The organism is Mesorhizobium sp. ESP-6-2 (assembly GCF_020164675.1).
Lineage (GTDB): Bacteria > Pseudomonadota > Alphaproteobacteria > Rhizobiales > Rhizobiaceae > Mesorhizobium.
Map to the genome: position 1 here is coordinate 59,594 of NZ_JAIUGT010000001.1, position 26,016 is coordinate 85,609.

Annotated in this window: 27 protein-coding genes and 1 pseudogene; 13 read left to right on the plus strand and 15 right to left on the minus strand. The window is 63.3% G+C overall.

Annotated features, from left to right (window positions below):
- Positions 1-115: 115 nt before the first annotated feature.
- From LB532_RS00275 to LB532_RS00290, 4 genes are read left to right on the plus strand one after another with little or no spacing between them, the layout of a single operon-like run.
- Positions 116-1,735 (plus strand): phytoene desaturase family protein, encoded by a 1,620-nt coding sequence (locus tag LB532_RS00275; RefSeq protein WP_140643579.1) that lies wholly within the window; start codon positions 116-118, stop codon positions 1,733-1,735.
- Positions 1,722-3,287 carry a phytoene desaturase family protein gene (locus LB532_RS00280; RefSeq protein ID WP_140643581.1) on the plus strand — a complete coding sequence of 522 codons (1,566 nt, stop codon included), beginning with the start codon at positions 1,722-1,724 and terminating at the stop codon, positions 3,285-3,287. Before LB532_RS00275 ends, LB532_RS00280 begins: the two co-directional genes overlap by 14 nt.
- A 51-nt stretch (positions 3,288-3,338) precedes the next feature.
- Positions 3,339-4,562 (plus strand): aminomethyltransferase family protein, encoded by a 1,224-nt coding sequence (locus tag LB532_RS00285; protein ID WP_140643583.1) that lies wholly within the window; start codon positions 3,339-3,341, stop codon positions 4,560-4,562.
- 2 nt (positions 4,563-4,564) lie between these two features.
- Positions 4,565-4,819, plus strand: a complete 255-nt coding sequence (locus LB532_RS00290; protein WP_140517897.1) for a hypothetical protein — start codon at positions 4,565-4,567, stop codon at positions 4,817-4,819.
- A gap of 5 nt (positions 4,820-4,824) precedes the next feature.
- On the opposite strand, the gene LB532_RS00295 is transcribed toward LB532_RS00290, so the two are convergent.
- The 4 genes from LB532_RS00295 to LB532_RS00310 form a co-directional block, all read right to left on the minus strand.
- Complete coding sequence (locus LB532_RS00295; RefSeq protein ID WP_140643584.1) at positions 4,825-5,883, minus strand: dipeptidase; 1,059 nt, start codon at positions 5,881-5,883, stop codon at positions 4,825-4,827.
- A gap of 153 nt (positions 5,884-6,036) precedes the next feature.
- Positions 6,037-6,336: a GNAT family N-acetyltransferase gene (locus tag LB532_RS00300; protein WP_140500600.1), complete on the minus strand. Its 300-nt coding sequence runs from the start codon at positions 6,334-6,336 to the stop codon at positions 6,037-6,039.
- Positions 6,329-6,958, minus strand: a complete 630-nt coding sequence (locus tag LB532_RS00305; protein WP_140643586.1) for an alpha/beta hydrolase — start codon at positions 6,956-6,958, stop codon at positions 6,329-6,331. The genes LB532_RS00300 and LB532_RS00305 overlap by 8 nt, the downstream gene beginning before the upstream one ends.
- Positions 6,959-6,970: 12 nt before the next feature.
- Entirely contained in the window at positions 6,971-7,903 is a 933-nt protein-coding gene (locus LB532_RS00310; protein ID WP_140643587.1) for a VOC family protein, read from the minus strand.
- Between the two features lie 220 nt (positions 7,904-8,123).
- On the opposite strand from LB532_RS00310, the gene LB532_RS00315 reads away from it, so the two are divergent.
- Complete coding sequence (locus LB532_RS00315; RefSeq protein ID WP_224556291.1) at positions 8,124-9,689, plus strand: alkaline phosphatase family protein; 1,566 nt, start codon at positions 8,124-8,126, stop codon at positions 9,687-9,689.
- A 59-nt stretch (positions 9,690-9,748) separates the two neighbouring features.
- On the opposite strand, the gene LB532_RS00320 is transcribed toward LB532_RS00315, so the two are convergent.
- Complete coding sequence (locus tag LB532_RS00320) at positions 9,749-11,044, minus strand: PRC-barrel domain-containing protein (RefSeq protein WP_140643589.1); 1,296 nt, start codon at positions 11,042-11,044, stop codon at positions 9,749-9,751.
- Positions 11,045-11,320: 276 nt separating this feature from the next.
- Between LB532_RS00320 and LB532_RS00325 the strand changes: the two genes are divergently transcribed.
- Complete coding sequence (locus LB532_RS00325; RefSeq protein WP_140643590.1) at positions 11,321-12,241, plus strand: diacylglycerol/lipid kinase family protein; 921 nt, start codon at positions 11,321-11,323, stop codon at positions 12,239-12,241.
- 29 nt (positions 12,242-12,270) lie between these two features.
- Here LB532_RS00325 and LB532_RS00330 read toward each other — a convergent pair whose 3' ends face one another.
- Positions 12,271-12,444, minus strand: a complete 174-nt coding sequence (locus tag LB532_RS00330; RefSeq protein ID WP_181169562.1) for a hypothetical protein — start codon at positions 12,442-12,444, stop codon at positions 12,271-12,273.
- A 158-nt stretch (positions 12,445-12,602) separates the two neighbouring features.
- Between LB532_RS00330 and LB532_RS00335 the strand changes: the two genes are divergently transcribed.
- Positions 12,603-14,135 carry a sensor histidine kinase gene (locus tag LB532_RS00335; RefSeq protein WP_140643637.1) on the plus strand — a complete coding sequence of 511 codons (1,533 nt, stop codon included), beginning with the start codon at positions 12,603-12,605 and terminating at the stop codon, positions 14,133-14,135.
- A gap of 28 nt (positions 14,136-14,163) precedes the next feature.
- Here LB532_RS00335 and LB532_RS00340 read toward each other — a convergent pair whose 3' ends face one another.
- The 3 genes and pseudogenes from LB532_RS00340 to LB532_RS00350 all read right to left on the minus strand — a co-directional run bounded on the left by LB532_RS00340 (position 14,164) and on the right by LB532_RS00350 (position 15,863).
- Positions 14,164-14,628, minus strand: a complete 465-nt coding sequence (locus tag LB532_RS00340; RefSeq protein WP_140643592.1) for a hypothetical protein — start codon at positions 14,626-14,628, stop codon at positions 14,164-14,166.
- Positions 14,629-14,638: 10 nt separating this feature from the next.
- Complete coding sequence (locus LB532_RS00345) at positions 14,639-14,965, minus strand: YqjD family protein (RefSeq protein ID WP_140500593.1); 327 nt, start codon at positions 14,963-14,965, stop codon at positions 14,639-14,641.
- A 192-nt stretch (positions 14,966-15,157) separates the two neighbouring features.
- Positions 15,158-15,863 (minus strand): annotated as a pseudogene (locus tag LB532_RS00350) (Crp/Fnr family transcriptional regulator).
- 44 nt (positions 15,864-15,907) lie between these two features.
- On the opposite strand from LB532_RS00350, the gene LB532_RS00355 reads away from it, so the two are divergent.
- Positions 15,908-16,357 carry a response regulator gene (locus LB532_RS00355; RefSeq protein WP_140643639.1) on the plus strand — a complete coding sequence of 150 codons (450 nt, stop codon included), beginning with the start codon at positions 15,908-15,910 and terminating at the stop codon, positions 16,355-16,357.
- 71 nt (positions 16,358-16,428) lie between these two features.
- Here the strand turns inward: LB532_RS00355 and LB532_RS00360 are convergent, their stop codons facing one another.
- Together LB532_RS00360 and LB532_RS00365 are read right to left on the minus strand one after the other, a co-directional pair.
- Positions 16,429-16,980, minus strand: coding sequence for an RNA polymerase sigma factor (locus tag LB532_RS00360; RefSeq protein ID WP_140500591.1), 552 nt, complete (start codon positions 16,978-16,980; stop codon positions 16,429-16,431).
- Positions 16,981-16,983: 3 nt separating this feature from the next.
- The gene (locus LB532_RS00365; RefSeq protein ID WP_140643594.1) at positions 16,984-17,187 is read right to left on the minus strand and encodes a NepR family anti-sigma factor; all 204 of its coding nucleotides are present in this window, start codon (positions 17,185-17,187) and stop codon (positions 16,984-16,986) included.
- A 219-nt stretch (positions 17,188-17,406) separates the two neighbouring features.
- On the opposite strand from LB532_RS00365, the gene LB532_RS00370 reads away from it, so the two are divergent.
- From LB532_RS00370 to LB532_RS00390, 5 genes are all read left to right on the plus strand, one after another.
- A complete protein-coding gene (locus LB532_RS00370) occupies positions 17,407-18,201 on the plus strand; it encodes a response regulator (RefSeq protein ID WP_140500589.1) in 795 nt (264 codons plus the stop codon).
- Between the two features lie 184 nt (positions 18,202-18,385).
- Positions 18,386-18,550, plus strand: a complete 165-nt coding sequence (locus LB532_RS00375) for a DUF1328 domain-containing protein (RefSeq protein WP_006203859.1) — start codon at positions 18,386-18,388, stop codon at positions 18,548-18,550.
- A gap of 177 nt (positions 18,551-18,727) precedes the next feature.
- Entirely contained in the window at positions 18,728-19,759 is a 1,032-nt protein-coding gene (locus tag LB532_RS00380) for a sensor histidine kinase (protein ID WP_140643596.1), read from the plus strand.
- Between the two features lie 88 nt (positions 19,760-19,847).
- Positions 19,848-20,054, plus strand: a complete 207-nt coding sequence (locus tag LB532_RS00385) for a hypothetical protein (protein ID WP_140643598.1) — start codon at positions 19,848-19,850, stop codon at positions 20,052-20,054.
- Between the two features lie 182 nt (positions 20,055-20,236).
- Positions 20,237-20,482: a YMGG-like glycine zipper-containing protein gene (locus LB532_RS00390; RefSeq protein WP_140643600.1), complete on the plus strand. Its 246-nt coding sequence runs from the start codon at positions 20,237-20,239 to the stop codon at positions 20,480-20,482.
- 173 nt (positions 20,483-20,655) lie between these two features.
- Here the strand turns inward: LB532_RS00390 and LB532_RS00395 are convergent, their stop codons facing one another.
- The 4 genes from LB532_RS00395 to xylF form a co-directional block, all read right to left on the minus strand.
- Entirely contained in the window at positions 20,656-22,278 is a 1,623-nt protein-coding gene (locus LB532_RS00395; RefSeq protein ID WP_140643602.1) for a CHASE domain-containing protein, read from the minus strand.
- Positions 22,279-22,422: 144 nt separating this feature from the next.
- Entirely contained in the window at positions 22,423-23,223 is an 801-nt protein-coding gene (locus LB532_RS00400; RefSeq protein ID WP_140554172.1) for an ATP-binding cassette domain-containing protein, read from the minus strand.
- 15 nt (positions 23,224-23,238) lie between these two features.
- Positions 23,239-24,591 (minus strand): sugar ABC transporter permease, encoded by a 1,353-nt coding sequence (locus LB532_RS00405; RefSeq protein WP_140643604.1) that lies wholly within the window; start codon positions 24,589-24,591, stop codon positions 23,239-23,241.
- Between the two features lie 141 nt (positions 24,592-24,732).
- Positions 24,733-25,773: a D-xylose ABC transporter substrate-binding protein gene (xylF, locus tag LB532_RS00410; protein ID WP_140500579.1), complete on the minus strand. Its 1,041-nt coding sequence runs from the start codon at positions 25,771-25,773 to the stop codon at positions 24,733-24,735.
- Between the last annotated feature and the right edge of the window lie 243 nt (positions 25,774-26,016).

A 26,016-nucleotide genomic window follows, 5' to 3' on the forward strand; every position in this document is an offset into this window, starting at 1 on the left:
GAACATTCATTCAATATAGCTGGACAAAACGACGCCCGCCATGGCAAATTTCGCGCATTGAGGGGACGGATCACGCCAAAATGAACAGCGGATCGCATCGAAAGACTGGGCCAAAATGAAAGCTTGGGATGCGATCGTCATCGGCGGCGGACACAACGGCCTGGTCAACGCCTGCTATCTCCAGCGCGCCGGGCTCGACGTGCTGGTGGTGGAGAAGAATCCATGGGTCGGCGGCGCCGCCACCAGCCGGGAATTGACGTCGGGCTTCCTCTATTCCAACTGTTCCTATGTCTGTTCACTGTTTCGCCCCGAAATCATGCGCGACCTCGAACTGCCGCGCTTCGGCCTGCAGGTTATCTCCTATGAGGGCGGCGCGGTGTTCACCAGGGATGGCGATTATCTCGCCAATTACCGGGACCATGATGCACACCGGCGCGAATTTGCGCGCTTCTCGAAGCGCGATGCCGAAGCCTACGACCGTTATGCGCGCGACGTGACGCGCCAGTGCCGTTTCATCCAGCCGCTGTTGATGCGCACCGCGCCCGACCCGACCAGTCTGCGGCCGCGGGACTTGGGCGAGCTCCTCTATCTGGGCAAGAAATTCGCGGGCCTGTCGGCGGAGGAAATGGCGCTGACACTGCGCTTCTGGACCATGTCGATCTCGGATTTCCTCGATGAATATTTCGAGACCGATGTCATCAAGGCAAATTTCGCTTTGTCCGGCATCATCGGCACGGCGCTCGGGCCGATGTCGCCCGGCACGGCTTATGTTTTGCTGCACCACTATATGGGCGAGGTCGACGGCTCGGTCGGCGCCTGGGGCTATGCGCGCGGCGGCATGGGCGCGGTGACCAAGGCGCTGGCGGCATCCTTCAAGGCGTCGGGTGGAACCATTCGCACCGGCGCCGAGGTCGACCAAGTTCTGGTGAGCCGCGGCAAGGCCAAGGGTGTGGTGCTGGCCGGCGGTGAGGAGATCCGTGGCAAGCTCGTCGTCTCCAACGCCGACGTGAAGCGAACCTTCCTGAAACTGGTCGAGGAAAAGGAACTGCCAGAGATTTTCCTGCGCCGGGTCAGGAACTTCAAGATCCGAGGCTCGTCCGGCAAGGTCAACATCGCGCTGGACTCGATGCCCGAATTCCCGGCTCTGCCGAAGGATTCGCCGGTCTATCGCGGCGACATGCATTTCACCGATTCGATGGAGCGCATGGAGCGCGCCTATGACGACTGGAAGGCCGGGCGCTGGTCGGCCGATCCCTTCCTCGACATGGTCATCCCGACAACGCTCGACCCGACGATGGCGCCGCCGGGAAAACACTTCATGAGCTGCTTCGTGCAATACGCGCCGCCCAAGGTAGACGGCCATGAATGGTCCGCCGCCGATCGCGACGGATTCGCCGAAAGCGTGATTGCGCAGATTGCCGACTACTCGCCCGGCTTTCGCGACCGCATCGTCCACATGGAGGTGCGCACGCCGCGCGAGATCGAGGCCGAGGTCGGGCTCACCGAAGGCAACATCTTCCAGGGCGAACTCACCTTCGACCAGCTCCTGTTCAATCGCCCGGTGCCGGGCTACGCGCAATACCGCTCGCCGGTCGGCGGGCTTTATATGTGCGGCTCCTCGACCCATCCCGGCGGCGGCGTTATGGGCGCGCCCGGCCGCAACGCAGCCGCCGAGATCCTGCGCGATCTCGCAAGATCGACCTCGCATATGAGCCCGGCCCATGACGTCATATGATGCTATCGTCATTGGCGGCGGCCATAATGGCCTCGTCACTGCTGCCACGCTGGCCAAGGCAGGGCGCAAGGTGCTGCTGCTGGAAGCTGGGAACGATCTCGGCGGTGCCGCGTGCACCGAGGAATTCGCGCCGGGGTTCCGTGTCTCGTCGATCGCCCATCTGCTGAACCGCCTGCATCCCGACGTGGTGAAGACGCTGGAGCTGGAGAAGCATGGCCTGCGGATCACCCCAGATGACTTCGTGCCGTCGGTTGCGTTGTCGATGGACGGCCCCTCGCTGGTCCTGCACGGCGCCTATGGCGAAATGCTGACCGGCGCAAGTTCGTCCGAGCAATCCGCGTGGAAGCAGTTGCGCGCGCAGTTGCTGCGCTACGCCGGCATCCTGGAACCCTTCCTCTCGCGTCGTCCGCCCGATCTGGCCGGCATGTCGCTGCTGGAGACGGCGGCGCTCGGCCAGACCGCTCTGGCGCTGAAAAGACTCGGCAAGGAAGACATGCGCGATTTCCTGCGCGTGCTCTTGATGAACGTCGCCGACCTGCTCGATGAGCAGCTTGCAGACATCAGGCTGAAAGGGCTGCTTGCCTTCGACGCGACGCTCGGCAGCCATCTCGGCCCGCGCTCGCCCACCTCGCTGCTCGGCCTCTACTACCGGCTGGCCGGCGAGGCCGGCGGTGCGGCCGGCGCGCAGATAGTGCCGAAGGGCGGCATGGGCGCGGTGATCGCCGCCATCCGCGCCTCGGCCGAAAAGGCCGGCGTGAACGTCCGCACATCGGCGCCTGTCGCAAGGATCATTGTCGAGAAAGGCCGTGCCGTCGGTATCGCATTCGACGATGGCGAGGTGCTGCGTGCCAGGACGATCGTCTCGGCGACAAATCCGGCGACGACTTTGCTCGACCTTGTCGGTCCACGCGAACTCGACACCGGCTTCGTGCGCAAGGTGAACAACATCCGCATGAAGGGTGATGTCGCCAAGCTTCACCTGGCGCTCGACAGGCCGCCGCAATTCACAAATGTCGATGCCGCCGGCCACAGGGGGCGGCTGGTTATCGCCCCCTCGCCCGACCACGTCGAGCGCGCCTTCAATCCATCCAAATACGGCGCGTTCTCGCCCGAACCGGTGATGGAGATCACACTGCCCAGCCTCGCCGATCCATCGCTCGCGCCCGACGGCGCCTGCGTGCTGTCGGCGGTGGTGCAATATGCGCCCTATGCGCTGAAAGAGGGATGGGACGCCGGCAAGGCAAAATTCTTGGAGGCGATCATGGTTCAGCTCGAAACCTACGCGCCAGGCATCGGCAAGGCCGTGCGCCATACCGAGCTCTTGACGCCCGCCGACATCGAAACGCGCTACCGCATGCCGGGCGGCCACTGGCACCACGGCGAATTGCAGGCCGACCAGATGCTGATCTCGCGCCCGGTCTCAGGCTGGTCCGGCTACGACACGCCGCTCGACGGGCTGTTTCTCGCCGGTGCCGGTTCACATCCCGGCGGCGGCGTCTCCGGCGCGCCTGGATTGAACGCCGCTCGGCGCATCATTGCGATGAAGGGGTAAGGTGATGTTTCAGTTGGCCGCAGTCGCGTTCTACGGCGAAGGATCGCCAGCATGAATCAGCAACCATCATCCGCCCGCATCGCCGCCCAATCCCACTTCCGCACGTTGCGTCTCGGCACGCCGTTCCAGCCGCGCATCGATGCTCTGGCCAGGACCCAGGATTGGTACAACTGGGTGGGCTACCGCGCCCCCCATTCGCTGTGGGACGAGGAGCTGGAATATTTCGCCATTCGCAGCCAGGCGGCACTCTTCGACATCTCGCCTATGACCAAATACCGTATCGAGGGCGCGGACGCCGAAGCCTTCCTCGATCGGGTCACCTTGCGTGACGTGACCAGGCTCAGGCCAGGCCGCGTCCACTATACTGCATGGTGCGACGACCAGGGCTTTGTCCTCGATGATGGCACGCTGTTCCGCCTGTCGCCGACACGGTTCCGACTGTGTTCGCAGGAGCGGCATTTGCCTTGGCTGCTCGACAGCGCCATTGGGTTCGATGTGACTGTGGAGGAAGAAACCGAGGCCGTCGCGGGCCTGGCATTGCAGGGTCCGACCTCTTTCGCCGTGCTGCGTGATGCTGGTTTTGCCGGAGTCGAGAGGCTGAAGACATTCGACGTCGCCGAATTCCCGCATGATGGCGAAACCGTCACCATCTCGCGCACCGGCTTCACCGGCGACCTCGGCTATGAATTGTTCGTGCCGGCCGACAAGGCGCTGAGCCTGTGGGACCGGCTGATGGCGGCCGGCGAACTGCGCGGCATCCGCGCCATCGGCTATACCGCGCTCAACCGCGCCCGGATCGAGGCCGGGCTGATCGTCGCTAAAGCCGACTTCACGACAGCCGAACACGCCATCCGCGCCGACCGCTTGCGCATGCCCGATGAGATCGGGCTCGGCTTCATGATCGATCTGGAAAAGGCCTATTTCAACGGCCGTCACGCCATCTTCGAGGCGCGCGCCAAGCGCAAGCTGCGGCATGTGCTGGTCGGGCTGGAGATCGAAGGCAACATCCCGGCCGAACACGCCATCGTGTATCACGGAAAGAGCCAGGAGGTCGGGCTGGTCAGTGCCGCCATGTGGTCGCCGATGGCCAAGCGCAACATCGCCATCGCTTCGCTGGCGCGACCATATGGTGATACTGTCGTCGACGACCTCTGGGTCGAGATCTACGCCATGCGCGAGCTGCAATACCAAAAGCTGATGAAGCGGGCCAAAGTGGTGCCGCGGCCATTCATCAAGCTCAACCGCCGCACCGCCAATCCGCCGGTGGATTTCTGACCATGGGCGAGGAAGCCGACAAGCAGCAAGAAGAGGCGGCCGAACAGTGGGAACTGGTCAACACGCCACTCGGCGAAAAATGGTCGGGCCGCACACGCTATGCCGCCGCCATGTTCTTCTACAAGCGCGGCGAGATGAGCGCCGAGACGCTTGAGGTCTACCGCATCTGCGCGCGGCTCGATTCGGAAAACCCGCTGCCGATCATCCGCGACCGCGGCGTCGGCAAGGACTGGCTGAAGCGCATGGGATTCGGCTGAACTTCCTATCCTATGGTCTTCTCCAGCATGGCCAGCCAGTTTCGGTAGGCGATCTTTTCGATCAGCGCGCGGCCGAAGCCGCGTGCGGCGAGCGCATTGATGAGCTTCGGCAGGCCGGCGGCGTCGCCAATGACGGCCGGGATCATGGCTCCGTCGAAATCGGAGCCGAGGCCAACCCCATCCTCACCCAGCGCCTGCAGCAGGGACTCGATGTGGCGCACCATGATGTCGAGGCCGGTATCGGCATTCATCTTTCCGTCCTCGCGCAGGAAGCCGGTGGCGAAGTTCAGCCCGACCATGCCGCCGGTTTCGCGGATCGCGCCGAGCTGCCAGTCGGTGAGATTGCGTGAGTGGCCGCAGATAGCATGCACGTTGGAATGGGTCGCGACCAGCGGCGCATCGCTGAGCGCGGCGACATCGCGAAACCCCTTCTCGTTGAGATGCGACAGGTCGATCGTGATCCTGAGTTGGTTGCAGGCCTTGACCAGCGCCTTGCCGGCATCGGTCAAGCCGGGCCCGGTATCGGGCGAGGACGGAAAGCGGAACGGCACGCCATGGCCGAAAGCGTTCGGGCGGCTCCAGACGATGCCGAGCGAGCGCAAGCCGGCGGCATGCAGCACGTCGAGCATGGTGAGTTCGGGATCGATCGCCTCGACCCCTTCGATATGGAATACCGCCGCGATCGAGTCGCGCGCCATGGCGCCGCGCACATCTGCGGCATTGCGGCAGACGCTCAGCGCTCCGGCCCGTTCCAGCCTGAACAGGATCGAGGCCATCGCGATCGTCGAGGCCAGCGCATCGCTGTGCGGGAGTTCGGGCGGCAAAGGCTCGGTATCGCTGGGCGTCGATGGGACAGCGCCGCGCCGACCTCTCTCGACAGGCGGCGGGAAGATCGCGAACATGCCACCGGCGAACCCGCCGGCCCGTGCGCGCGGCAGGTCGATGTGGCCGCCCGATTTCCCTTCCATGAACAGCTTTTCGACGTCCGGGTCTTTCGACTGATAGAGTCTGAGCAGCGTGTCGTTATGGCCGTCGAAGACGGGAACGAGATCGGTTTCGGTCATGAAGGGATCATTCGATTCGATGTGTCGCACGCCGCCCGCGATATACCATATCTACTTAGGCAAGATGGGCCGAGCGTGCAAATGCCAAAGCCGTGCTGGCCTATCACACTGTTTTACTCCCGCGGGTCCCGAATGGTAAAGCGCCGGCTGATCCTAACCCTTCAGCACGTCGGCCCACTCCGGATGGCGGCGGAACTGGGCGTTGGCGAAGGGACAGAGCGGGATGATCTTCTTGCCCGCCGCGCGCGCGTCCTCGACGGCGCGGGTGACGAGCCGAAGCCCGGCACCCTGGCCGCGAAACGCGTCGGGCACTTCGGTGTGGTCGATGATGATCTGGTGCTCGCCGATCCTGGTGAAGGTCATCTCCGCCTCGGCGCCGCCCGGACCGCGCAGCACGTAGCGGCCCTTGGAACCACGATCTTCAAGTTCGATCTCCGGCAGTTGGTCAGGCATCACTTACTCCTTGGGCCACGCCGGCAAAGAGCCGCCGCGCCGCCTCGATTTCGTTCGGCCGCACTTCGTGGCCGCCTTCATGCCACTCCACTGTGACATCGGCGCCATCGGCGCGCAAATAAGCTTCGAGCCGCGAAGTCAGGTTCGGCGGACAGATCGGATCCCGCCTGCCGGCGGTCACCAGAATGCGGCGCCCGGCAAGACTGCCGTTCACCTCCGGTTCGAACGGGATCAGCGGGTGCATCAGCACCGCCGCGTCGAACAGGTCAGGAGCTTCGAACAGCAGCGATGCCAGGATGTTGGCGCCATTGGAGTAGCCGAGAGCGTATATCGCGGACGGCTTCGCCGCTGCTATCTGCGCCTTGACGAAGCCGTCCATCTTCCGCGTCGCGCGCGCCAGGTCCTGCATGTCATAGACGCCCTCGCCGGTGCGACGAAAGAAACGCGCGGCGCCTTGTTCAGACACATCGCCGCGTGGCGAGATGACGGTTGCCTGGGGCGCGAGATCGCGACCCAGCGAGACGAGCTGGCCCTCGTCGCCCCCGGTGCCATGGAAGACGAAGAGCAGCGGACCGCCCGGCGAACCGGGCAGCACCTTGTGGATGTAGCTGTCTGTGCTCATGACCCCGCCCCCTCAGTCTTCCAGCTTCTGCAGATGCTTTTCGAGATAGGGCCGCAGGTGCTGATGCTGCGCCGGCAGCTTCAAGGCTTCACCGAGATGGGCGGTGTCCTCGTCGCGGTCGAAGCCCGGCTCGTTGGTGGCGACTTCGAACAGAACGCCGCCCGGCGTGCGGAAATAGATCGCCCAAAAGTAATCGCGGTCGATCACCGGCGTCACCTGGTAGCCGGTATCCATCAGCGCCTTGCGCACTTCGAGCTGCCTGGCGCGATCCTCGACGGCGAAAGCGACGTGATGGACCGAGCCCGCGCCGAGATCGGCAAAGGCCGCACCGGGCAACGATTCGATGTCGGCGACATCGGCGCCATTGCCGTTCCTGATCGCCAGCCGCCTGACATTGCCGGATTTGTCGACTTCCTCATAGCCCATGAACTTAAGGAGTTCCTCTGTGGCGCCACCATCCTTCAGACGCAGCGACACGGAGTGAAAACCACGGATCGCCTCGTCGGCGGGAATGCCGCCCTTTGTCCATGGCTCGCGGGTGTCGGCCTTGTCCTCGACAAGCGCGAAACCGTCGCCGTCCGGTCCGGCGAAGGCCAGACGCTTCTCGCCAAAGGTCTCTTCGCGCGACAGGCCGGTGATGCCTTCCTCGGCGAAGCGCCTTTCCCAATAGGCGAGCGTGCCTTCTGGGACCGAATAGGCGGTGGTGCCGACTTCGCCGACGCCGTGACGGCCCTTGCCGATGTTGGGAAACGGAAAATAGGTCATCACCGAACCAGGCGTGCCGAGCTCGTCGGCATAGTAGAGGTGGTAGACGTCGGGTGCGTCGAAATTGACCGTTTTCTTGACCCGGCGCAGGCCGAGCTTCCCGGTGAAGAACTCATTGTTCTGGCGGGCATCGCTGGCCATCGAGGTGACGTGATGCAATCCCTTGATCTGGTCGAGCATGAGTGCTGCTCCCTTGTTCTGTTGCGGCCCCTGCCGCTGTCCCCGTCAATATGAGCATCGGCCTGTCCCCGTCAAAGGCGGCAAAGGCGAGATGGACTGTACTCTGGAAGTGAACAATCGAAGGCAGTTTGTTCACCAATCACCAGCGGGCCGGGCTTGCGCCGCGGCTGGATTTCGGTTCCATGAGCGGCGCTCGAACATAAAGGCAAGGATATCGCCAGTGACCGCAAAAGGCACGCGTCCGAACGTTCTCCTGATCACCTGCGATCAATGGCGCGGTGACTGCCTTTCGGCGGCCGGCCATCCCCTGGTGAAAACGCCGAACGCCGACGCGCTGGCCGCCGAGGGCGTGCTTTTCAAACGGCACTATGGCGGCGCCGCACCGTGCTCGCCGGCCCGCGCCTGCCTCTATACCGGCCTCTACCAGATGAACAACCGGGTTTGCCGCAACGGCACGCCGCTCGATGCCCGTCATGGCAATATAGCGCTTTCGGCGCGCGCGCTGGGCTATGACCCGACATTGTTTGGCTACACGGACGTGTCGCTGGATCCGCGCCGGCTCGCTCCGGCTGATCCGCGGCTGCGAAGCTATGAAGGCGTGCTGCCTGGCTTCACGGTGCGCCAATTGCTGCCCGAGCATCAGAAGCAGTGGCTGTCATGGCTGGGAATTCAGGGCATCGACACCGGCGCGGGCTCTCCCGCGATCCATCGGCCGGCGAACGGGGCAGGCGATGCCGGCTCGGTGACGACTGCGCCGCCTGTCTATTCGAAGGAGCAGACGCCGACCGCTTTTCTCGCCGGCGAGTTCATCCGATGGCTGGGCGAACAGGAGCATGCCGCGCCCTGGTTCGCGCATCTGTCATTCATCAGCCCGCATCCGCCTTTCATCGCGCCTGCACCATACGACACCATGTACGACCCCGCCGACGGCCCCGGCTTTCGCCGTGCGGCGAGCTGGCGCGACGAGGCGGACAGCCATCCCTATCTCGCTTACGACTTCGGCAGGCAGAAAAAGCACAAGTTTCGACCTCGCGCCGCAGGCAGCGTACATGACTGGAGCGAGGATGATTTCCGCCGCATCCGCGCGATCTATTACGGCATGATCTCGGAAGTCGATGCGCAGCTCGGCCGAATCTGGCAGGCGGTCAAGGCGGCGGGCGCCTGGGACGACACGGTCATTGTGCTTACCTCCGACCATGCCGAGATGATGGGCGACCATTTCATGCTGGGCAAAGGCGGCTTCTTCGACGCCAGCTATCATATCCCCCTGATCATCCGCGACCCGCGTCACGGCCGCACCGCGGGCGTGGCCGTCAACCGCTTTACCGAGGCGGTGGACATATTGCCGACCTTGCTCGACCTGCTGGAGGGCGAACCGGCGCCGCACCTCGACGGACATTCGCTGCAGCCGTTCATCGCCGGCAAGGAGCCGTCGGACTGGCGCGATGCCGCGCATTGGGAATTCGATTTCCGCTCGATCGCGGAAGGCGATGCCGAACGGCATTTCGGCCTTGCCGCGCGCCAGTGCAACCTCGCCGTGATCCGCACGGAAAAATTCAAATATGTGCATTTCGGCGGCGGCCTGCCACCATTGCTGTTCGATCTGGAGAAGGACCCCGCCGAGCTCGCCAATCTCGCCGCCGATCCCGCCTATCTCCCGATCAGGCTCGAATTCGCCGAACGGCTGCTTGCCTGGCGGGCCGAACATCTCGACCAGTCACTGGCGCTGGCGGAGCTGACCAGGGATGGCGTTGTGGGCTATGTAAGTAGGGCAGTAGGGGAATAGGGAATCCCTACTGCCCTACTGCCCTACTGCCCTACTGCCCTACTGCCCTACTGCCCTAGCTATCTCACGATCATCCGCTGCTGCTCGCGGTTCTGCGCATAGCTGCCCTTGTCATAGGCGGCCTGGGCCTCGAGCTGCTCCTTGGTGAAGGTCGTGTAGAGATATTTGTTGCCGTCCTTGTCGGTCATGAATTTCAGGTTGTCCATGCCGACGGCGACTTCCTTTTCGCCGATACCGAGGAAACCGCCGACATCGACGATGACCGCGTCGGGCTTGTTGTCGGGCGTCAGCACGACATCGCCGATCTCGCCGACCCTGGCGTCGTTGGCGCCGTAAACGGTGGTGCCCTTCAGATCGTCGGCCCTGATTTCGCCAACCGGCATAGCGGTCAGCGTCGACTTGTCGATGGCGGCCGTCTGCGTCTGGTCGGGAGTCGTGGCTGCCGGAGCTTCGGCTGTCTTGTCAGCCGGAGCGGCGGCAGGAGCCGTGGTAGCAGCCGGCGCGGTTGCCGCCGGCGCATTAGAAGCGGTCGTGACCGGAGCCGGATCGTAGGCCTTGCGGTTGAAGTCCGGCAATGCCTGCAGCTCTTCCTTGGTGGTTTGGGCCACCAGCCAGCGGTCGCCGTTTTTCTCGGCCCACTGGGCCTTGCCGAAATCATAGGTGACATTCTTCTCGCCGATGCCGAGGAAGCCGCCGACGCCGATGACCAGTGATTGCGCCTTGCCTTCCTTGGTCAGGACGATGTCGTTGACGTTGCCGATGTTCTGCGCATCGTCGCCGGTCCCGTTATAGACGCTCTCACCGATGATGTTGGTGGCGAGATTGCCGTCGGCGCGCTTCACCGGTTCCGCGGGAGCCGCGTTCATGTCGGCTGGCGCCTGGGCGGTATCGCTCGGCGCGGATGTGGACGGCGCCTGTGCGGTTGTCGATGCGGCCGGTGCCGGAGCATAGGGCTTGGTGTCGAACTCCGGCTGCGCCGTCAACTGGTCTTTGGTCGTCTGGGCGACCAGCCACCGGTCGCCGTTTTTCTCGGCCCACTGCAGCTTGTCATAATCGAAGGCGACATTCTTCGTCCCGACGCCCAGAAAGCCGCCGACGCCGATGATTACGGATTTGGCCTGACCGTCCTTGTCGAAGACGATGTCGGTTACTTTGCCGATATTCTCGGCATTGTCGCCGGTGCCGTTATAAACCGATTCACCGACGATGTTGGTGGCGATGCTGCCCTCGGCGTGCACCACAGGAGCGGCGGGTTGCTCCGCGCCAGGCGCAGCCGGTGTCGGTGTTGTCTGCGCATGCACGCCCGTCGCCACGAGCATGGCAAGAGCAGTCGTGGCTAAAAGATTGCGGATCATGATGGTTTCTCCTCGTGCCTGATTTTCATGCATGCCGCACCGGCCTCCGCCGTCATCGGGACGGGCGAACGCGGCATTCGCGTGATCACAACGTCGTGACTGCGCCCATTGTTCCGACAAAAGCCAGGACGCATATTCTCCGCACACGTGGCTCGCAACTTGCGTGCTGCAAAGGGAAATTCCCCGCATCATCCGGAACCTTTTTGCCGCTTGCGCCGTTCAGCCGACGGCTGGAGCTTCTCCGGCTTGGAGCTTTTTTGAGAACATGGAGGGGGCATGCGGTTTGCGGCGGTGCTGAACCGGGACGGTGGCACGTTGCGCACCACCGACCTAGGTGCCTTTCGCGATCGCATGCGCGACCTGCTGGAGGCGGCAGGCCATTCCATCGATATCGACGTGGTTGCCGGCAACGACATCGTGCCGGCGTTGGATAACGCGGTTTCGCGTCGCGGCATCGACGTGGTTCTCGCCGGCGGCGGCGATGGCACGATATCGACTGCGGCGGCCCGGCTGATGGGCAAGAAAAAGGCGCTGGCCATATTGCCCGCAGGCACCATGAACCTCTTCGCGCGCGGGCTCGGCATCCCACAGACGCTCGATGCGGCCTTGCGATCCTTCGCCGATGGCGAGGTGATAGCGGTGGACATCGCCACCGCCAATGGCCGGCCTTTCGTGCATCAGTTCTCGATCGGCATGCACGCCAAGATGGTGCAGCTACGCCAGAAGATGGAGTTCGGATCCCGGCTGGGAAAGATGCGGGCATCCGTGAAGGCGGCTTGGGAGACGATCAAGAACCCGCCGGCGATGACGGTCACCCTGACCATTGGCGAGGCCGAGATCACGGCGCGAACCACCGGCGTCGGCGTCACCAACAACCTGTTTGGCGAGGGTCACCTGCCCTTTGCCGACAATCCGGCGGGCGGCGTGCTCGGCATCTATGTCACGGTAGCGCGGCAGCGCGCCGAACTGGTCAAGTTCTTCTTCAACGTCGCGCGTGGCAAATGGCGTGACAATGAGCATGTCGAGATCCATCAGACGGAGCGGGCTGTGCTTAGGATCCGGTCGGCGGCCAGGAAATACCGCGCCGTCCTCGACGGTGAACTTATCAAGCTCGAGGACGAAATCACCATCGAAATCCATCCGGGCGCCTTGAACGTGCTGGTGCCGCGGCACGCCATGCGGGCAAAGGCGGCCTGATGCAGAGGCGGCCGACGAGGAGCAGACGACTAGCCGCTCGGAGCGCTGCCTTGTTCAGTGGTCGGCGATTTCGTGTACTCGCCATAAATCTCGACGACACCCCAGACGACGAAGGCCAGCAGAAGTCCGGCAATCAGGATCCGCAAACCGTGCCAGCCCCAGTGCCCCTGACGCGCTTTGTTTTCCGGAATGGTCTTGGGCATGGTCGGCCTCGATGCGATATGGACGCGTTGCGCGTCTCTGGCAAAACATCTTCGGGTAACGGTTCCTTGCTACGAAGGTTCCGCGCTTGGCCAAGCTCTTCGCCGGCAAGCCGGCAAGGCGAAGTCGGAGGGCTCGCGAGGAGGCGTTGGGGGCGCTGGTGAACAAGGCGGCGAAATTGGCGTCGGGCCTGCCGGCCGAAGTATTGCGCGTCGTCAACGACGCCGGCCGGCTGGCCGTGCTGCACGGCTTGCAGGCGCTGGATACAATGGCTGACGCCGACTTCGACGGCGTCAGCCGCCTTGCCGCGGCCGCCATGCGCGCGCCAATCGCGCTGGTTACGCTCGTCGACGTCGAGCGGCAATGGTTCAAGTCGCGTGTCGGCCTGGACGAGATTGAGACCGCAACCGACATCTCCTTCTCCGCCCATGCGATTGCCGCGGGCGGCGAACCGATGGTGGTACCCGACGCGACCTTGGATCCGCGTTTCAAAGCCAACTCACTGGTCACTGGCAAGCATCACATCCGCTTCTTTGCGGGCGCGCCGGTGACCGTCGCGGGTGCCAGGATCGTAACGCTTTGTGTTTTCGACCGTAAACCCCGTCCCCATCCATCGCGCGCCAGGCTCGACCAGTTGAAGGCGCTGGCCGGCCTCGCCGCCAGCCTGTTCACGCTGAAGGACGCGACGCGCAGCGGCGCCATCGCCGCGGCGGCGCTGGTTCGTGAAGAAAAACGGCGCGCCATAGCGCTCGATGCGGCATCGCTTGCCAGTTGGGCCTGGGACATCCGCACCGACATGATCGAATGCGACGCTCTGCTGCCCGAATTGTTCGATCTGCCACGATCGAACCGGTTGCGGGCGCGAGACATCCTGATGGCAATAGATCCACGCGACGTTTATCAGACCGAAACCCGCTTCCGCGACGCTTTGGCCGGCGGCGACGACTATTTCGGCGAGTACCGCGTGAAAGGCCTCCATCCGCCGCGCTGGCTGGCGACGCGCAGCCGCGTCATCGAGCGCGATAGCGATGGCAAGCCGACGCTCATCTTCGGGGTCAACTACGACATATCGGAGCGCAGGCTTGGCGAGGAACGGCAGCGGCTGCTGCTGCGCGAACTCAATCACCGCGTCAAGAACACGCTGGCCACCGTTCAGGCGCTGGCGACGCAGACCGTGCGCCACGCCCGCGAGCCGAGCGCGTTCCTCGAGGCCTTCGGCGCCCGGCTGCAGGCACTCGGCATCGCTCATAATCTCCTGTCCGACCGGGAATGGCGTGGCATCGGCATCCGTGAACTCGTCCAGATCGAGGTGAGGCCCTTCGACACTGCCGAGCAGCTGCGCATGACGATCACAGGTCCCGATCTGTTGCTGTCGCCCGACCAGGCGGTGGGGCTGGGCCTGATCCTGCACGAACTGGCCAGCAACGCCCTGCAATATGGATCGCTGTCGGCGACATCCGGCAAGGTCGATCTGAACTGGAAGACGCAAGGCAGGAAAAGCAACCGGCGCCTTGTCCTGACCTGGCGCGAAAGCGGCGGTCCTGCGGTTGCCCCGCCCGAGCGGCATGGTTTCGGCTCGATCCTGATCCGCCGCAGCCTGGCCAAGGTCATCTCCAGCGAAGTGGCGCACGAGTTCCGGCCGGAAGGCGTCTTTGCCGAAATATCCATGCCACTGGAGGATCTCTCCAAGTGACGGGCCCAGGTTTAATCCCGGTCAGCCCTTAATCAGGATCGCCGCCAGCCGGCCCGTCGGGACCTGGTTTCACATTCTCGCGGTAGATGGCATAGGCCGCCAACGCCGCGGCGGGACCGAGAATAGCTCCGAGGCCGCCCTTTCCCTTGAGCAGCGCCGGCAGCGCGGCCAGTGCGGCGGTGACGCCGATTGCCGTCATGTCGGCCTTGCGCCGTTCTGCCCGGCGCCGTGCGCGTGAGCCGGCCGAGAAACGATAGACCAACAAGATCAGGCCCGCGACGATCAGAAAGCCGACGCCGAATCCCAACGCCGCCGCGAGCGGACCATAGCGGCCCGCAGCCCAGATATAGCCGGCCCCGATCAGGAAGCCGACACCGCACAGCGCCGCGAGCGCGGCAAGCGCATAGACGATTGCAGCCGTGCGCGCGCGGCGCATGGCTGCAACAGTTTCGCCCGAAGCCAGGCCCGAGACAAGGGAAGCCAGCAATCCCATTTGAGCGGGACTAGCGGCGCGCCAGGAGCGCGAACAGGAAGCCGACGCCGGCGGCGATCGCCAATGATGTCACCGGCTTCTCGCGCACGCTTGCCGCTATCTGCGCCTCGATATCCCTGGTGTTGCTGCGCAGGCTGTCAAAGGCTGCCTCGCCTTGGGCGCGCAGATGCTCGACACCTTCGGCGGCGGCACGGCGGGCGGTGCCGTATCCATGCTCGCCCGTCTTGGCCAGCTGCTTCGTGAGCTTGTCGATATCGGCCTTCAACTGCCTGATATCGGCTTCGAGGTCCGAATTCGCCCGCGCTTCGCCTGCGTTCTTTCCTGCGGCCGCTGCCATTGCTTAACTCCTTGTGATTGCTTTGGTTTCAACGCGCTGCATGTCTCAAGGTTCCGAGCCCTCGGATAAACGGACATGATCCGCAAAGAGGGTGTCGGTTTGCCGAAAAGATCACGCCCAATCCAATGGATAGAGGCCATCCCGGTTCCATCTATTTGGACCCTAGCTCAAAATGGGTCCTCCTGCATCCGTTCAGATCAGCGGCCGCCGTTCCTTGCCCAGCCCTCCCAGCCGGCAAGCTGCTTCAACCCGTCATGGTCGTTGATCTAGCAGCCGCCATGGCGCCGCGCGATCAGCTTGCGACCCATCAGCTTGCGAATCGTCTTGTTGGTATGGACCAACGACAGGCCGAGCGTATCGGCGATGTGCTGCGGCTGCCGATGAAGGCGATGAGATAGGCGGTGCGCTGGATCGCGCTGCGGCGGCCGACGCTGAGCAGGTTCTCGTCCAGCATCCGCTCCTCGCGCGACGCGATCCAGATGATATCATAGGCCAGACCCGGATGGTTGCGGAAAAGCTCATGCAGGGACTCCCGCTTGAACACGCAAAGCAGCATCGGCGACAAGGCTTCGACGGAATGCTGCATTTCGCCCATCACGCTGCCTTGCAGCCCGATGGGATCTCCAGGGACGGCGTAGTTGAGGATTTGACGGCGGCCATCCGACAACAGCTTGTAGCGGAAAGCCCAGCCCGACAGCACCGTGTAGAAGTGGGCGCCGCGGCGTCCTTCCACCAGCACCGTTGCGCCCTTGTCGACCGCGAGTTCGCCTTTCTTCAATTTGTCGATAAAGGCCAGTTCCGATCTCTCGAATTTGCGGAACCCCGGCAGCGGCCACAATGGGCAATTCTCGCAATCAATGCGACGGCCGGAGCTGGCAAGGCCGTTCTGGATTGACATTTCGACCGCTCCTCGAGAACCGCGGGCTCAGCCGCTGCGGTGGCATGTCTTTTTTAAATGACAGCGCGTCAAATAGCGATCATGACTCGCTGCGTTTCAAGGAGCCATTGCCTGTGTCGCCTTTGCTTGACGGATTGCGCATTCTTGTCCTGGAAGATGAATTTCTCATCGCCATGGATGTCGAGCAGCTTTGCCGTGATCACGGCGCCGGCGACGTGGTGCTTGTCCGCGACCTGGCCGAGATCGATGGCCGACAGGTTGCCACCCAATTCGATGCGGCGATCGTCGACCTCATGCTGGGCGGCACTCCGACCTTCGACTTTGCATCGCGCCTGCGCGAAACGGGTGTGCCCTTCGTCTTTGCCTCCGGTTATTCGGATGCGGACGAGATCAAGGCTGCCTTTCCAGGGATAAGGCTGGTCAGCAAACCTTATTCGGGCGAAGATCTTGTGGAAGCGGTGGCCCTGGCCTGCGGACGAGTCCCGCCCGCCTGACGGCGCCGCATTGCGTAAGAGCCGGAGCGGCCGCGATGGCGGTCCTGTCAGCCGTTTCGATGCGACGCGTTTCAGTGCGCCGCCGTGCCCGTGACCTGTGCTGAGATTGCATCGGGACCGTACTCGTCTTCGCCGGAAATTTTCAGTATCTCCTGCAGGCGCGTGCGGGCTCGGCTGACGCGGCTCTTGATCGTCCCGACCGCACAACCGCAAATCTCGGCCGCTTCCTCATAGGAGAAGCCCGAGGCGCCGATGAGGATGATGGCCTCGCGCTGGTCTTCGGGCAACTGCTCGAGCGCACCGCGGAAATCCTTGAGGTCGAGCTGGCCGTGCTGGGCGGGATGCACCGCAAGCCTGGCTGTCATGATGCCGTCGCTGTCCTGCACCTCGCGGCCGCGTTTGCGCATCTGCGAATAGAACTCGTTGCGCAGGATGGTGAAGAGCCATGCCTTCAGGTTGGTACCGGGCTGAAAGCTCTCATGCTTGTCCCAGGCCTTGACCAGCGTTTCCTGAACGAGGTCGTCGGCCTTGTCGGCATTCTGCGTCAGTGACACTGCGAAGGCACGCAAGCTCGGTATTGCCCCAAGCAGATCGGTCTTGAAGCCTTGTGAGACCGTTGCCATGCCTCAGTCCTTTTTCTGTGCGGGCTCGGCCCGCTCCAGTTGGCTGAGCAACTGCGCGAAGCGATCCGGCACATCGTCGGAGACCAGCTCGTCATAATACTGCTTGAGTTTGCGTCCGATTTCGGAATTCGGCCCGAGCGGGTCGCCCACGCCGTTCCGGCGCCTGCTTGCGGCGCCAGTCGAGACATCTTTCGTCATTTCCTTCATTTCGCCCTTTAATCCAGCCCCATAGCCGCTCAACATAACTCAACACAACGCAAGCGGCATCCTCGTCTGGTTGCCCATCCCCAATTCAAACGCCGTTCAGGCGTATTAGTTCCCGGGCCCGGAACTTTTTGCGAAAGCCCGCGTTTGTGTCGTTGGGGCTTGCAATGGGGCTTGACCTGCATTTTTAGTCAATCACGTCATCTGAGGGAGACGTCCGTCATGAGTTTATCCGCCACCATCGCTCCGCATCTGCCGTTCCTGCGCCGCTTCTCGCGTGCCGTATCGGGATCGCAGGAGAGCGGCGACGCGCTGGTTGCCGCGATGCTCGAGGCCATCATCGCCGATGTCGACATTTTTCCCGAGGCATCCAGCGACCGCATCGCGCTGTACAAGGTCTTCGCCAAACTGTTCACGTCCGTCGCCATCCGCGTTCCACAGGAGCAGGCGCAATCGGCATGGGAACAGCGCGCCGCGGCCAATCTCAATGCCATCGCGCCGCTCCCCCGTCAGGCCTTCCTTCTGGTGGCCGTCGAGGGTTTCAGCGAGGATGAGGCGGCCGAAATCCTTGGCGTCGGCGAACAGGAATTCTCAGAACTGCTTGCCCAGGCGAGCAACGAGATTTCCCGCCAGGTGGCGACCGACGTGCTGATCATCGAGGACGAACCGCTGATCGCCATGGATATAGAGGAGATGGTCGAGAGCCTGGGTCATCGCGTCGTCGGCACGGCCCGCACCCATGCCGAAGCGGTGACGATGTTCGGCAAGACGCGGCCGAAGATGGTGCTGGCGGACATCCAACTCGCCGACGGCAGCTCGGGCATCGAGGCAGTGAACGAGATCCTGTCGTCGACTTCGGTGCCAGTGATCTTCATCACCGCCTTTCCCGAGCGGCTCCTGACCGGCGAGCGCCCCGAACCGGCCTTCCTGGTGACGAAGCCGTTCAACCCGGACATGGTCAAGGCGCTGATCAGCCAGGCTCTGTTCTTCGACCGGCAGGCGAAAGCAGCCGCATAGCCGTGCGCATCTGAAGCCGCCGCAAGAGCGCGAAAAAGCAAGGCACGGCCAGCCGACGGTTCCGCTGGCCGTGCCTTGCTTTTTCGCGCCACGATGGTGCGCGGGGGATCGTCTTTTTCGGCAAAAAGTGGAACAAACCGCATCCACCCACGTTTTTCTCGCATAGTTGGAAGGAGATGGAACCATGCTTTACTGGGCGCTCGTATTTCTCGTCGTGGCAATCATCGCCGGCGCGCTTGGTTTCGGCGGCATTGCCGGCACATCTGCCGGGATAGCGCAGATTTTGTTCTTCATCTTTCTCGCTTTCCTCATCATTTCGCTTCTCGCCGGCCTTTTCAGGCGGGCGTGAGCGATACCAGCCGAACACTGGAAGCCGCACCCCTCAAACGGTTTCCAGCCACCGCCGGGCAGTGTCCCTCAAGGACGCCGCCCGGCGGACCGCTTTTAGGCGTCCGGTTCCCGTAAAACCTGCCTTGGAACCCATTGGACCGTGAGCCGTTCAGCCTGAGTTGGGTGGACAGGTCGGATGCGTTCCAGGGCTCGAGATACCAAGAAGAACGAGCGGGGCGACGAGGTCATCGCCCTGCATCCCGCCGAAAGCGGGATGCAACTTGGCCGGGCGCTTCTCCACGCACTGCACAATGCCGGCATTTCCGTCCTCTACCAGGACCGAGACATGAAAACCGTCTGGGCGCGCAACATGCGCGCACCCTGGGCCGACAGCAGCGAGGGCGACGGCATCCTGCCGCCGGCACAGGCCGACCGCATTGGCGCTGCCAAGCGCAACGTCGTCGCAAGCGGCGATCCGCAGCGCCTTGAGATCGGCGTCCCGATGGAGGACGGCATGCGCTGGTTTCAGGTCTGGATCGACGCCGACCATGGCGAGGCCGGCGACGTGCAAGGTGTCATCACCACCATGGTCGAGACGACCGAGCAGCGACGCCGCGAACAGACGCTGACGACGCTGTTGCGCGAAGTCACGCACCGCTCGAAGAATTTGCTGGCGATCATCCAGAGCATCGCCACCCAGACGGGGCGCTATTCCGATAGCATCGGCGATTTCCTGACCCGCTTTCGCGGCCGGCTCCAGTCGCTGGCCTCCTCCCAGGATCTGGTAACCTCCTCCAACTGGCGCGGTGCTGCCCTTCGCGAACTCGTCGCCGGTCAGGTTGGCCGCTACGGGACGGACGCGTCGCACAGCCTTCGCTTCCGCGGCGCAAATCCTTACCTCAACCCCAACGCCGCGCTGCACATCGGCCTTGCGATGCATGAGCTTGCCGTCAACTCGGTCAGCTACGGCGCCCTGTCGCGGCCGGACGGCTTCGTCGAAGTGACCGCCGTCCTCGACGCCGCCACCGATGGCGACATTGCACTGTCGCTGACTTGGGCCGAAACCGTACGAACCGACAGCAACCAAGAGGGCAAGAAGCGCTTCGGCAGCGTCGCACTGGAACGCGTGGTGCCCTCTTCCCTGAACGGAACGGCGCGACTCGAGATCGCGGATGGTCGCCTCGAATACCGCCTCGTCGTTCCGCACGGCAATTTCGAGACGGACTAGGCGATCCGGCCATGCTTTTAACCGGCTGTTCACCATAAAGGCAGATGCGGTGTTTCCCAGATACGACGGAACTGCCGAGTCGAGGAGCATGCTTTCGAGGGCTTTGCAGCAGCGGAGGAGCGTCCTGACGATCGTCGACATAAACAGGCTGGAGCAGGCCGCCCGCATTTCGATGGGCGAATTCCAGGATCCCGGGACATCCGCAGCATCGCCGGCTGCTCATGGCATTCTGCGCATCGTTGCTCCAGCGCTGGCCGCGGCAATTGTCCTGATCGCCCTGTTCCAGCTGGCCTGATCCCGCTCCTGCGTTGGCGCGCGCATCGCTCGCGATTTTCGGTGGCCAAGGCATTGGCAAGCCCCGCGCCCAGAAAAAGACTCTCTTCACCAACAATAAATTGGAGCAGCAAAGGCCTTTTTTTCATGCTAAGTGACGGCTGGAGCTTATTAAAGTGAGGACACGAAGTGAGGAGTGACCCTATGCGGAAAGTTCTTATTGCCATGGCTGCCGTGGTCGCCGTCAGCGGCTGCACCTCGACCGAGCAGGATGTCGTCGGGGGCGGCTTGATCGGCGCCGGCGTGGGCGGCTTGGTCGGCGGCGGCAAGGGCGCGCTGATCGGCGCGGCCGTCGGTGCCGGTTCGGGCCTGCTGGTCCGCAACCTGCGCAATGGCTACTGCCAGTATCGCGATCATCGGGGTCGCATCTACACGGCGCGCTGCAACTAAGGCAATTCCTGGGAATTGCGAAACAAAGAGCTTGAGCGGGCCGGCGATTCTATCAGACGCTGAACCGCTCCGGGCATAGTGAACCGCACTGCTGTCAGGCTCTTTCGCGAACCCGACAGCGGTGCGGCAATTATCGGCTGGCCTGGAGCGATTCCGGCAAGGGCCTATGGCATTCACGCCGGCAGCGGAATCCTGATTTCCACATTCAATCCGTTATCGCGATAGTCGCGGTGGATCGTGCCACGCAGTTCACGCGTGACATTGAGGTCGATCAGTTTGGTGCCGAAGCCGGTCGTGGCCGGCGCGTCGACCTTCTTCTGCCCGCTTTCCTGCCAGCTCAGAGCCAGGACCCGGTCACGCCCGCGCCCTTCGACCGACCATTCGATCCTGAGGGCGCCGACCGTATTGCCGGCTTCGCCATATTTCAGCGCATTCGTCGCAAGTTCGTGGAAGGTAAGGCCTAGAGCCTGCGTCGTGGTTTCGTCAAGCAGCACCTCCGGCCCGGACAAAAGCTCTTCCGGCAGCTCCTTTCCGAACACCTGGCCAAGCTCGATGCGCAGCAGGTCGCCCAGATCCGCCTTCTGCCAGCGCGAGCGCGTCAGCATGTCCTGGGACGCGGCCATTGCCTGCAGCCGGGCCGAGAACGATGCCGAGAACTCATTGACGTCGCTGGCGCGCGACGCGGTCTGCCGCGCGATCGCCAGCACCCGCGTGATCGAATTCTTGATGCGATGTTTCATCTCCTGCAGCATCAAATCTTTTTCGAGCAGGCTCTTTTCCGTCGTCTCGTGCAGCAGCGATGCCGCCTCGTAGGCCCGCTCCTGATAGCGCGCGACGAGCGCGATGGCGCCGGCCAGCAGCAGCCCGAACAGACCGAGCATGACCGGAATGGCCCGCGACGATGGCTGCGAGAAGGCGCTTGTCGGCCTGAACTGCACGGTCCACGGGCGGCCCGCGACGCTGATCTTGCGTGTGACCAACAGCCTGTCGCCAAAGCCCGAGACTGGCGGCGTCTCCGACCGGAACAGCAGATGATCCGGATCGACGGCGCCATCGTAGATTTCGGTGTTGACCGGCAGCAGCGGCGCGCGGCTGAGCGCGATCTGGAACAGATCCCGGGCCCGGAAGGCCGCATAGAGAAAGCCTACAGTCGAGGATCGCGATGCGTTTATGGCGTAGGGTGCGGTTTCGACGTTGAGCCGCACGAAGACGTAGAAGCCGGTGAAGGTCTGCGCCGCGCCCGTGCCTTGGCCGAGTTGCACCAGCCCGCTCGCGTGCTGCTGATCATCGCCCATTGCCTTTTCGATTGCCGCGCGCCGCACCGGCTCGGTGAACATGTCGTAGCCGATGCTGGCCTTGTTGGACGGGCCGAGCGGCTCGAACAGCACAATGGGCGTGCGCCATGGCTGCGTCGTATCCGGATAGATCGGACGCCTGATGCCCTGGTCATGCAGCATATCGCGTTCGACCGTCGCCTCGTCGCCTGCTTTCACCAGCCGGAGAACGCCGATGCCGCCCAGGCCAGCGAAATTGGTATCGACATCGAGCGCATCGAAGAACGCTTTGAACTCATTCTGCGAGATGTCGCCATTACGGGCGTCGAACAAGGCTTGCGACGAGCGCAGCAGCGACAGCTGCAGGTCGATCCGGCTCTCGATTCGATTGAGCGCGTCGTCCGCGGTCGCGTCAAACTTGATGCGAGCCGCCTCCTGCGTCGCGAAATAGGCGAACCCCGCCATCGTCATGCTGATCAGCGCAACGGCAACGAAAGCGACGATTGGAAAAAGCTTCTTCAACGGATGATGCGGCCCATCAGCATGTGCGCCCTTTATGGGCAAGTCGCTTGGCCAATACAATGGCAAGGCCAAGCCATCCCGCCGGCTGGCATATCACATGACCGGCGATCGGGACCTTGCGACCAGGCGGTAACCGGGCAGGCTTCAGGCAGCGATCTTCAGCGCGCCTGGTCCGGGAATGGCGCCGGGCGGACATTTGCCCAGGATGATCATGCCCAGTACCTCGTCCTGGGTCACATCGCTGGTGCGGGCAGTGCCGACGACCTGGCCGTTTTTCATGACACACACCCGGTCGGCCAGTTCGAACACGTCGTGGATGTCATGGCTGATCAGGAAGATGCCGATGCCGTCGGATTTGAGCTGCCTGACCAGTTCCCCGACCTGGGCCGTTTCCTGCGGTCCAAGTGCTGCCGTCGGCTCGTCCATGATCAGGATGCGGGCATTGAACAGGATCGCGCGTGCGATCGCCACCGACTGCCGCTGTCCGCCCGACAGCTTGATCACCGGCTCCTTGAAGCGCTGGAAGCGGGGATTGAGCCTGCCCATCACCTTGCGTGCCTCGGCCTCCATGGCGACGTCGTCGAGTGTCCCCCAGGCGGTTCTCAGCTCGCGGCCGAGGAACAGGTTGGCGGCGGCGTCGACATTGTCGGCGAGCGCCAGGGTCTGGTAGATCGTCTCGATGCCGTATTTCTTGGCATCGCGCGGATTGGAGATGGAGGCCTCTTCGCCGTTGACGAAGATTTGGCCCGCGTCGCGCTTGTAGGCGCCCGACAGAATCTTGATCAGCGTCGATTTGCCGGCGCCGTTGTGGCCGAGCAGGGCCACGACCTCGCCGGGGAAAAGATCGATCGAGGCATCGTCGACGGCGCGAATGCCGCCGAACGCGATTGAGATGTTGCGCATGTCGACCAGCGGGTTGCCGGCGGGAGCGATCCTGTCAGCCATGATTGTCCTCCTCCCTCAAACGCGTTTGCGATAGACGGTGTCGAGCCACACCGCGATCACCAGCACGGCGCCGACGACAATGCTCTGCAGCGGCGAGTCGACGCCGAGCAGCACCATGCCGGATTGCAGCGACTGCATCAAAAGCGCGCCCAGCATGGCGCCGATGATGGTTCCCGAACCGCCGGCGAGCGACGTGCCACCGATGACAGCCGCTGCGATCACCAGCAATTCATCGAGCGTTCCGAGCACGTTGGTGGCCGAGTTCTGCCGGGCTGACGAGATCGCGGCGGCGATCGTGGCCAGCACCCCCATGATCATGAACACTTTCATCGTGATCCAGCGCGTATTGATGCCGGCGAGGTTGGCTGCTTCCGGATTGCCGCCGATGGCAAAGACATAGCGGCCGAAACGGGTGCGTTTGGTGATGAAGGTCATGACCAGCCCGACGGCGATGGCCATCAGCACCGGTATGGCGATGCCGTGGGCGATGAACAGACCGCCCTCGGGCACGGTGATGTTGTTGGCGGCTGCATATCTGTTCACGATGCCGACTGGCCACGGATAGGAATTGGCCAGCCAAACCGCGCCCATGATGACGGCGCAGGTCACCACGCCGATCAGCGTCTCGGCCCAGATCGGACGCAGCGGGAAACGGAAGCGCTTGCGCTGCACCCGTCCGTTGAACAGCGCAAGCACCACTGCAAGGCAGGCGGCGATACCGACCACCCAGCTCCAGGTTGCGCCGATCGATCCGGCCGGGCCGCCGCCCATCAGCTGGAACGTCGTGTTGAGCGGCGCCACCGTCTGGCCGCTGGTGACCCACCATGCCGCACCGCGCCAGACCAGCAATCCGCCCAGCGTGACGATGAAGGCCGGCACTTCGAGATAGGCGATGACAAAGCCCTGGAAGGCGCCGATCAACAGGCCGAGCACCAGGCCGATGACCAGCGCCAGGACCCAGATCCACGGGTTGCCGAGCTCGAGACCGACCATCCGCACCAGGAAGTGCACCTGGGCGAAGCCCATGACCATGCCGATCAACCCTTCGGCGGAACCGACGGACAGGTCGATATTGCGCATGACGATGACCAGCACCATGCCCGAGGCCATGATGGCGACGGCCGAGGTCTGCACCGACAGGTTCCACAGATTGCGCGGCGTGAGGAAGGTACGGCTGTCGAAATCGAGCGGATTGACGCCGAGACGCAGGCTGGACAGGACATGCAACCCGATCCAGATCAGCAGCAGCGCGCCGATCATGCCGAGCATGCGCGTGTCGATCTCGGTCGCCTTCAGGAACCGGGCGACGGCGCCGAGTTCCGACGCACGCGCGGTGTCGGCCTGCGGGTTGGACGTCGTGTCGGTCATGATTTTCTCCCACCGGCCTGCCCGTCTGACGCGGATGCCGGAAGCCAGCCTAGAAGTTACCCGCCCGGGGCGGAAAAACAAATCTTCTTGAAAAAACGCCGCGGCTTGGCAGCCGCGGCGTTCATCGCTTGAAATGGAAGATCAGTTGCAGGCCGCGACGCTGCCCGCCGCGACGCCGGCACAGACCTCGTCTTTCTTGATCCAGCCGGCGTCGATGACGACGTTGAGATTGTCCTTGGTGATCGCAACCGGGGTCAGGAACAGCGATTTGACGGTGTTCCCGCCGGGCGTGGTGAAGTCCTTGACGCCGGCGATATCGGTCATCTTCTTGCCGTCGGCCAGCTGCGAGGCGATCTCGGCGGCATTCTTGCCGAGTTCACGCGCGTCCTTCCAAACCGACACGGTCTGCGTGCCGAGGGCGATGCGGTTCAGCGCCGCGTGGTCGCCGTCCTGGCCCGACACCGGAACGGTGCCGGCCAGGCCTTGAGCCGTCAGCGCCGCCACGACCCCGCCGGCAGTGCCGTCATTAGCCGCCACCACCGCGTCGACCTTGTTGTCGTTGGCGGTCAGGAACTGTTCCATGTTCTTCTGCGCGTTGGCCGGCAGCCAGCCATCCGTATAGGCTTCGCCGACATTCTTGATCTTGCCGCTGTCGATGGCATCCTTGAGCACTTCCATCGAGCCGGAGAACAGGAAATCGGCATTCGGATCGGCACCCGAGCCCTTGATGAAGACGTAGTTGCCTTCCGGCTTCACCTTGAACACTTCGCGGGCCTGCATGCGGCCGACTTCCTTGTTGTCGAAGGTCAGATAGAAGACGTCCTTATTCTCGATCAGGCGGTCATAGCCGACGACCGGAATGCCTTCGTCAAGCGCCTTCTGCACCGCGGGGCCGATGGCGGAGGCGTCCTGCGCCAGGATGATCAGCGAATTGGCGCCCTGCGAGATCAGGCTCTCGACGTCGGTGAGCTGCTTGCCGGGATTGGACTGGGCGTCGGCGGAAATATACTTGTCGCCGGCGGCTTCGATCGCCTTCTTCATGGCGGCCTCGTCGGTCTTCCAGCGCTCTTCCTGGAAGTTCGACCAGGAAACGCCGATGACCTTGTCCTTCGCCTGCGCGACCGACGCGAGCGTCAGCGACATGGCGACACCCGCCAGGATAGCGGCTGTGAATCTCTTCATCTTAATCCTCCCTGCGCCGCGTATGGCGCGACCAAACAGGCCCTTAGGCCGGCACAAAAGGCTCTATTTTTTCGAGCCTCGAAAAAACACTGATCCATCGTCGGAACGCTGTCAACGCCGATTCTGATGTATTTTGATGTCCTCGGGAATTTTTTTCGAGCTCCGGAATAAATAATGACAGCCAAGGCCGGTTCTGCCAGTATTTGACGGTCGTCGAGGCCTGGGGAGAGAACGCGGCGACCG

Bases quoted from the DNA above. Each gene is read 5' to 3' on its own strand.
- LB532_RS00275 (WP_140643579.1), top strand. From the start codon at position 116: ATGAAAGCTTGGGATGCGATCGTCATCGGCGGCGGACACAACGGCCTG.
- LB532_RS00280 (WP_140643581.1), top strand. From the start codon at position 1,722: ATGACGTCATATGATGCTATCGTCATTGGCGGCGGCCATAATGGCCTC.
- LB532_RS00285 (WP_140643583.1), top strand. From the start codon at position 3,339: ATGAATCAGCAACCATCATCCGCCCGCATCGCCGCCCAATCCCACTTC.
- LB532_RS00290 (WP_140517897.1), top strand. From the start codon at position 4,565: ATGGGCGAGGAAGCCGACAAGCAGCAAGAAGAGGCGGCCGAACAGTGG.
- LB532_RS00295 (WP_140643584.1), bottom strand. From the start codon at position 5,883: ATGACCGAAACCGATCTCGTTCCCGTCTTCGACGGCCATAACGACACG.
- LB532_RS00300 (WP_140500600.1), bottom strand. From the start codon at position 6,336: ATGCCTGACCAACTGCCGGAGATCGAACTTGAAGATCGTGGTTCCAAG.
- LB532_RS00305 (WP_140643586.1), bottom strand. From the start codon at position 6,958: ATGAGCACAGACAGCTACATCCACAAGGTGCTGCCCGGTTCGCCGGGC.
- LB532_RS00310 (WP_140643587.1), bottom strand. From the start codon at position 7,903: ATGCTCGACCAGATCAAGGGATTGCATCACGTCACCTCGATGGCCAGC.
- LB532_RS00320 (WP_140643589.1), bottom strand. From the start codon at position 11,044: ATGATCCGCAATCTTTTAGCCACGACTGCTCTTGCCATGCTCGTGGCG.
- LB532_RS00325 (WP_140643590.1), top strand. From the start codon at position 11,321: ATGCGGTTTGCGGCGGTGCTGAACCGGGACGGTGGCACGTTGCGCACC.
- LB532_RS00330 (WP_181169562.1), bottom strand. From the start codon at position 12,444: ATGCCCAAGACCATTCCGGAAAACAAAGCGCGTCAGGGGCACTGGGGC.
- LB532_RS00340 (WP_140643592.1), bottom strand. From the start codon at position 14,628: ATGGGATTGCTGGCTTCCCTTGTCTCGGGCCTGGCTTCGGGCGAAACT.
- LB532_RS00345 (WP_140500593.1), bottom strand. From the start codon at position 14,965: ATGGCAGCGGCCGCAGGAAAGAACGCAGGCGAAGCGCGGGCGAATTCG.
- LB532_RS00355 (WP_140643639.1), top strand. From the start codon at position 15,908: ATGTCTTTTTTAAATGACAGCGCGTCAAATAGCGATCATGACTCGCTG.
- LB532_RS00360 (WP_140500591.1), bottom strand. From the start codon at position 16,980: ATGGCAACGGTCTCACAAGGCTTCAAGACCGATCTGCTTGGGGCAATA.
- LB532_RS00365 (WP_140643594.1), bottom strand. From the start codon at position 17,187: ATGAAGGAAATGACGAAAGATGTCTCGACTGGCGCCGCAAGCAGGCGC.
- LB532_RS00370 (WP_140500589.1), top strand. From the start codon at position 17,407: ATGAGTTTATCCGCCACCATCGCTCCGCATCTGCCGTTCCTGCGCCGC.
- LB532_RS00375 (WP_006203859.1), top strand. From the start codon at position 18,386: ATGCTTTACTGGGCGCTCGTATTTCTCGTCGTGGCAATCATCGCCGGC.
- LB532_RS00380 (WP_140643596.1), top strand. From the start codon at position 18,728: ATGCGTTCCAGGGCTCGAGATACCAAGAAGAACGAGCGGGGCGACGAG.
- LB532_RS00385 (WP_140643598.1), top strand. From the start codon at position 19,848: ATGCTTTCGAGGGCTTTGCAGCAGCGGAGGAGCGTCCTGACGATCGTC.
- LB532_RS00390 (WP_140643600.1), top strand. From the start codon at position 20,237: ATGCGGAAAGTTCTTATTGCCATGGCTGCCGTGGTCGCCGTCAGCGGC.
- LB532_RS00400 (WP_140554172.1), bottom strand. From the start codon at position 23,223: ATGGCTGACAGGATCGCTCCCGCCGGCAACCCGCTGGTCGACATGCGC.
- LB532_RS00405 (WP_140643604.1), bottom strand. From the start codon at position 24,591: ATGACCGACACGACGTCCAACCCGCAGGCCGACACCGCGCGTGCGTCG.
- xylF (WP_140500579.1), bottom strand. From the start codon at position 25,773: ATGAAGAGATTCACAGCCGCTATCCTGGCGGGTGTCGCCATGTCGCTG.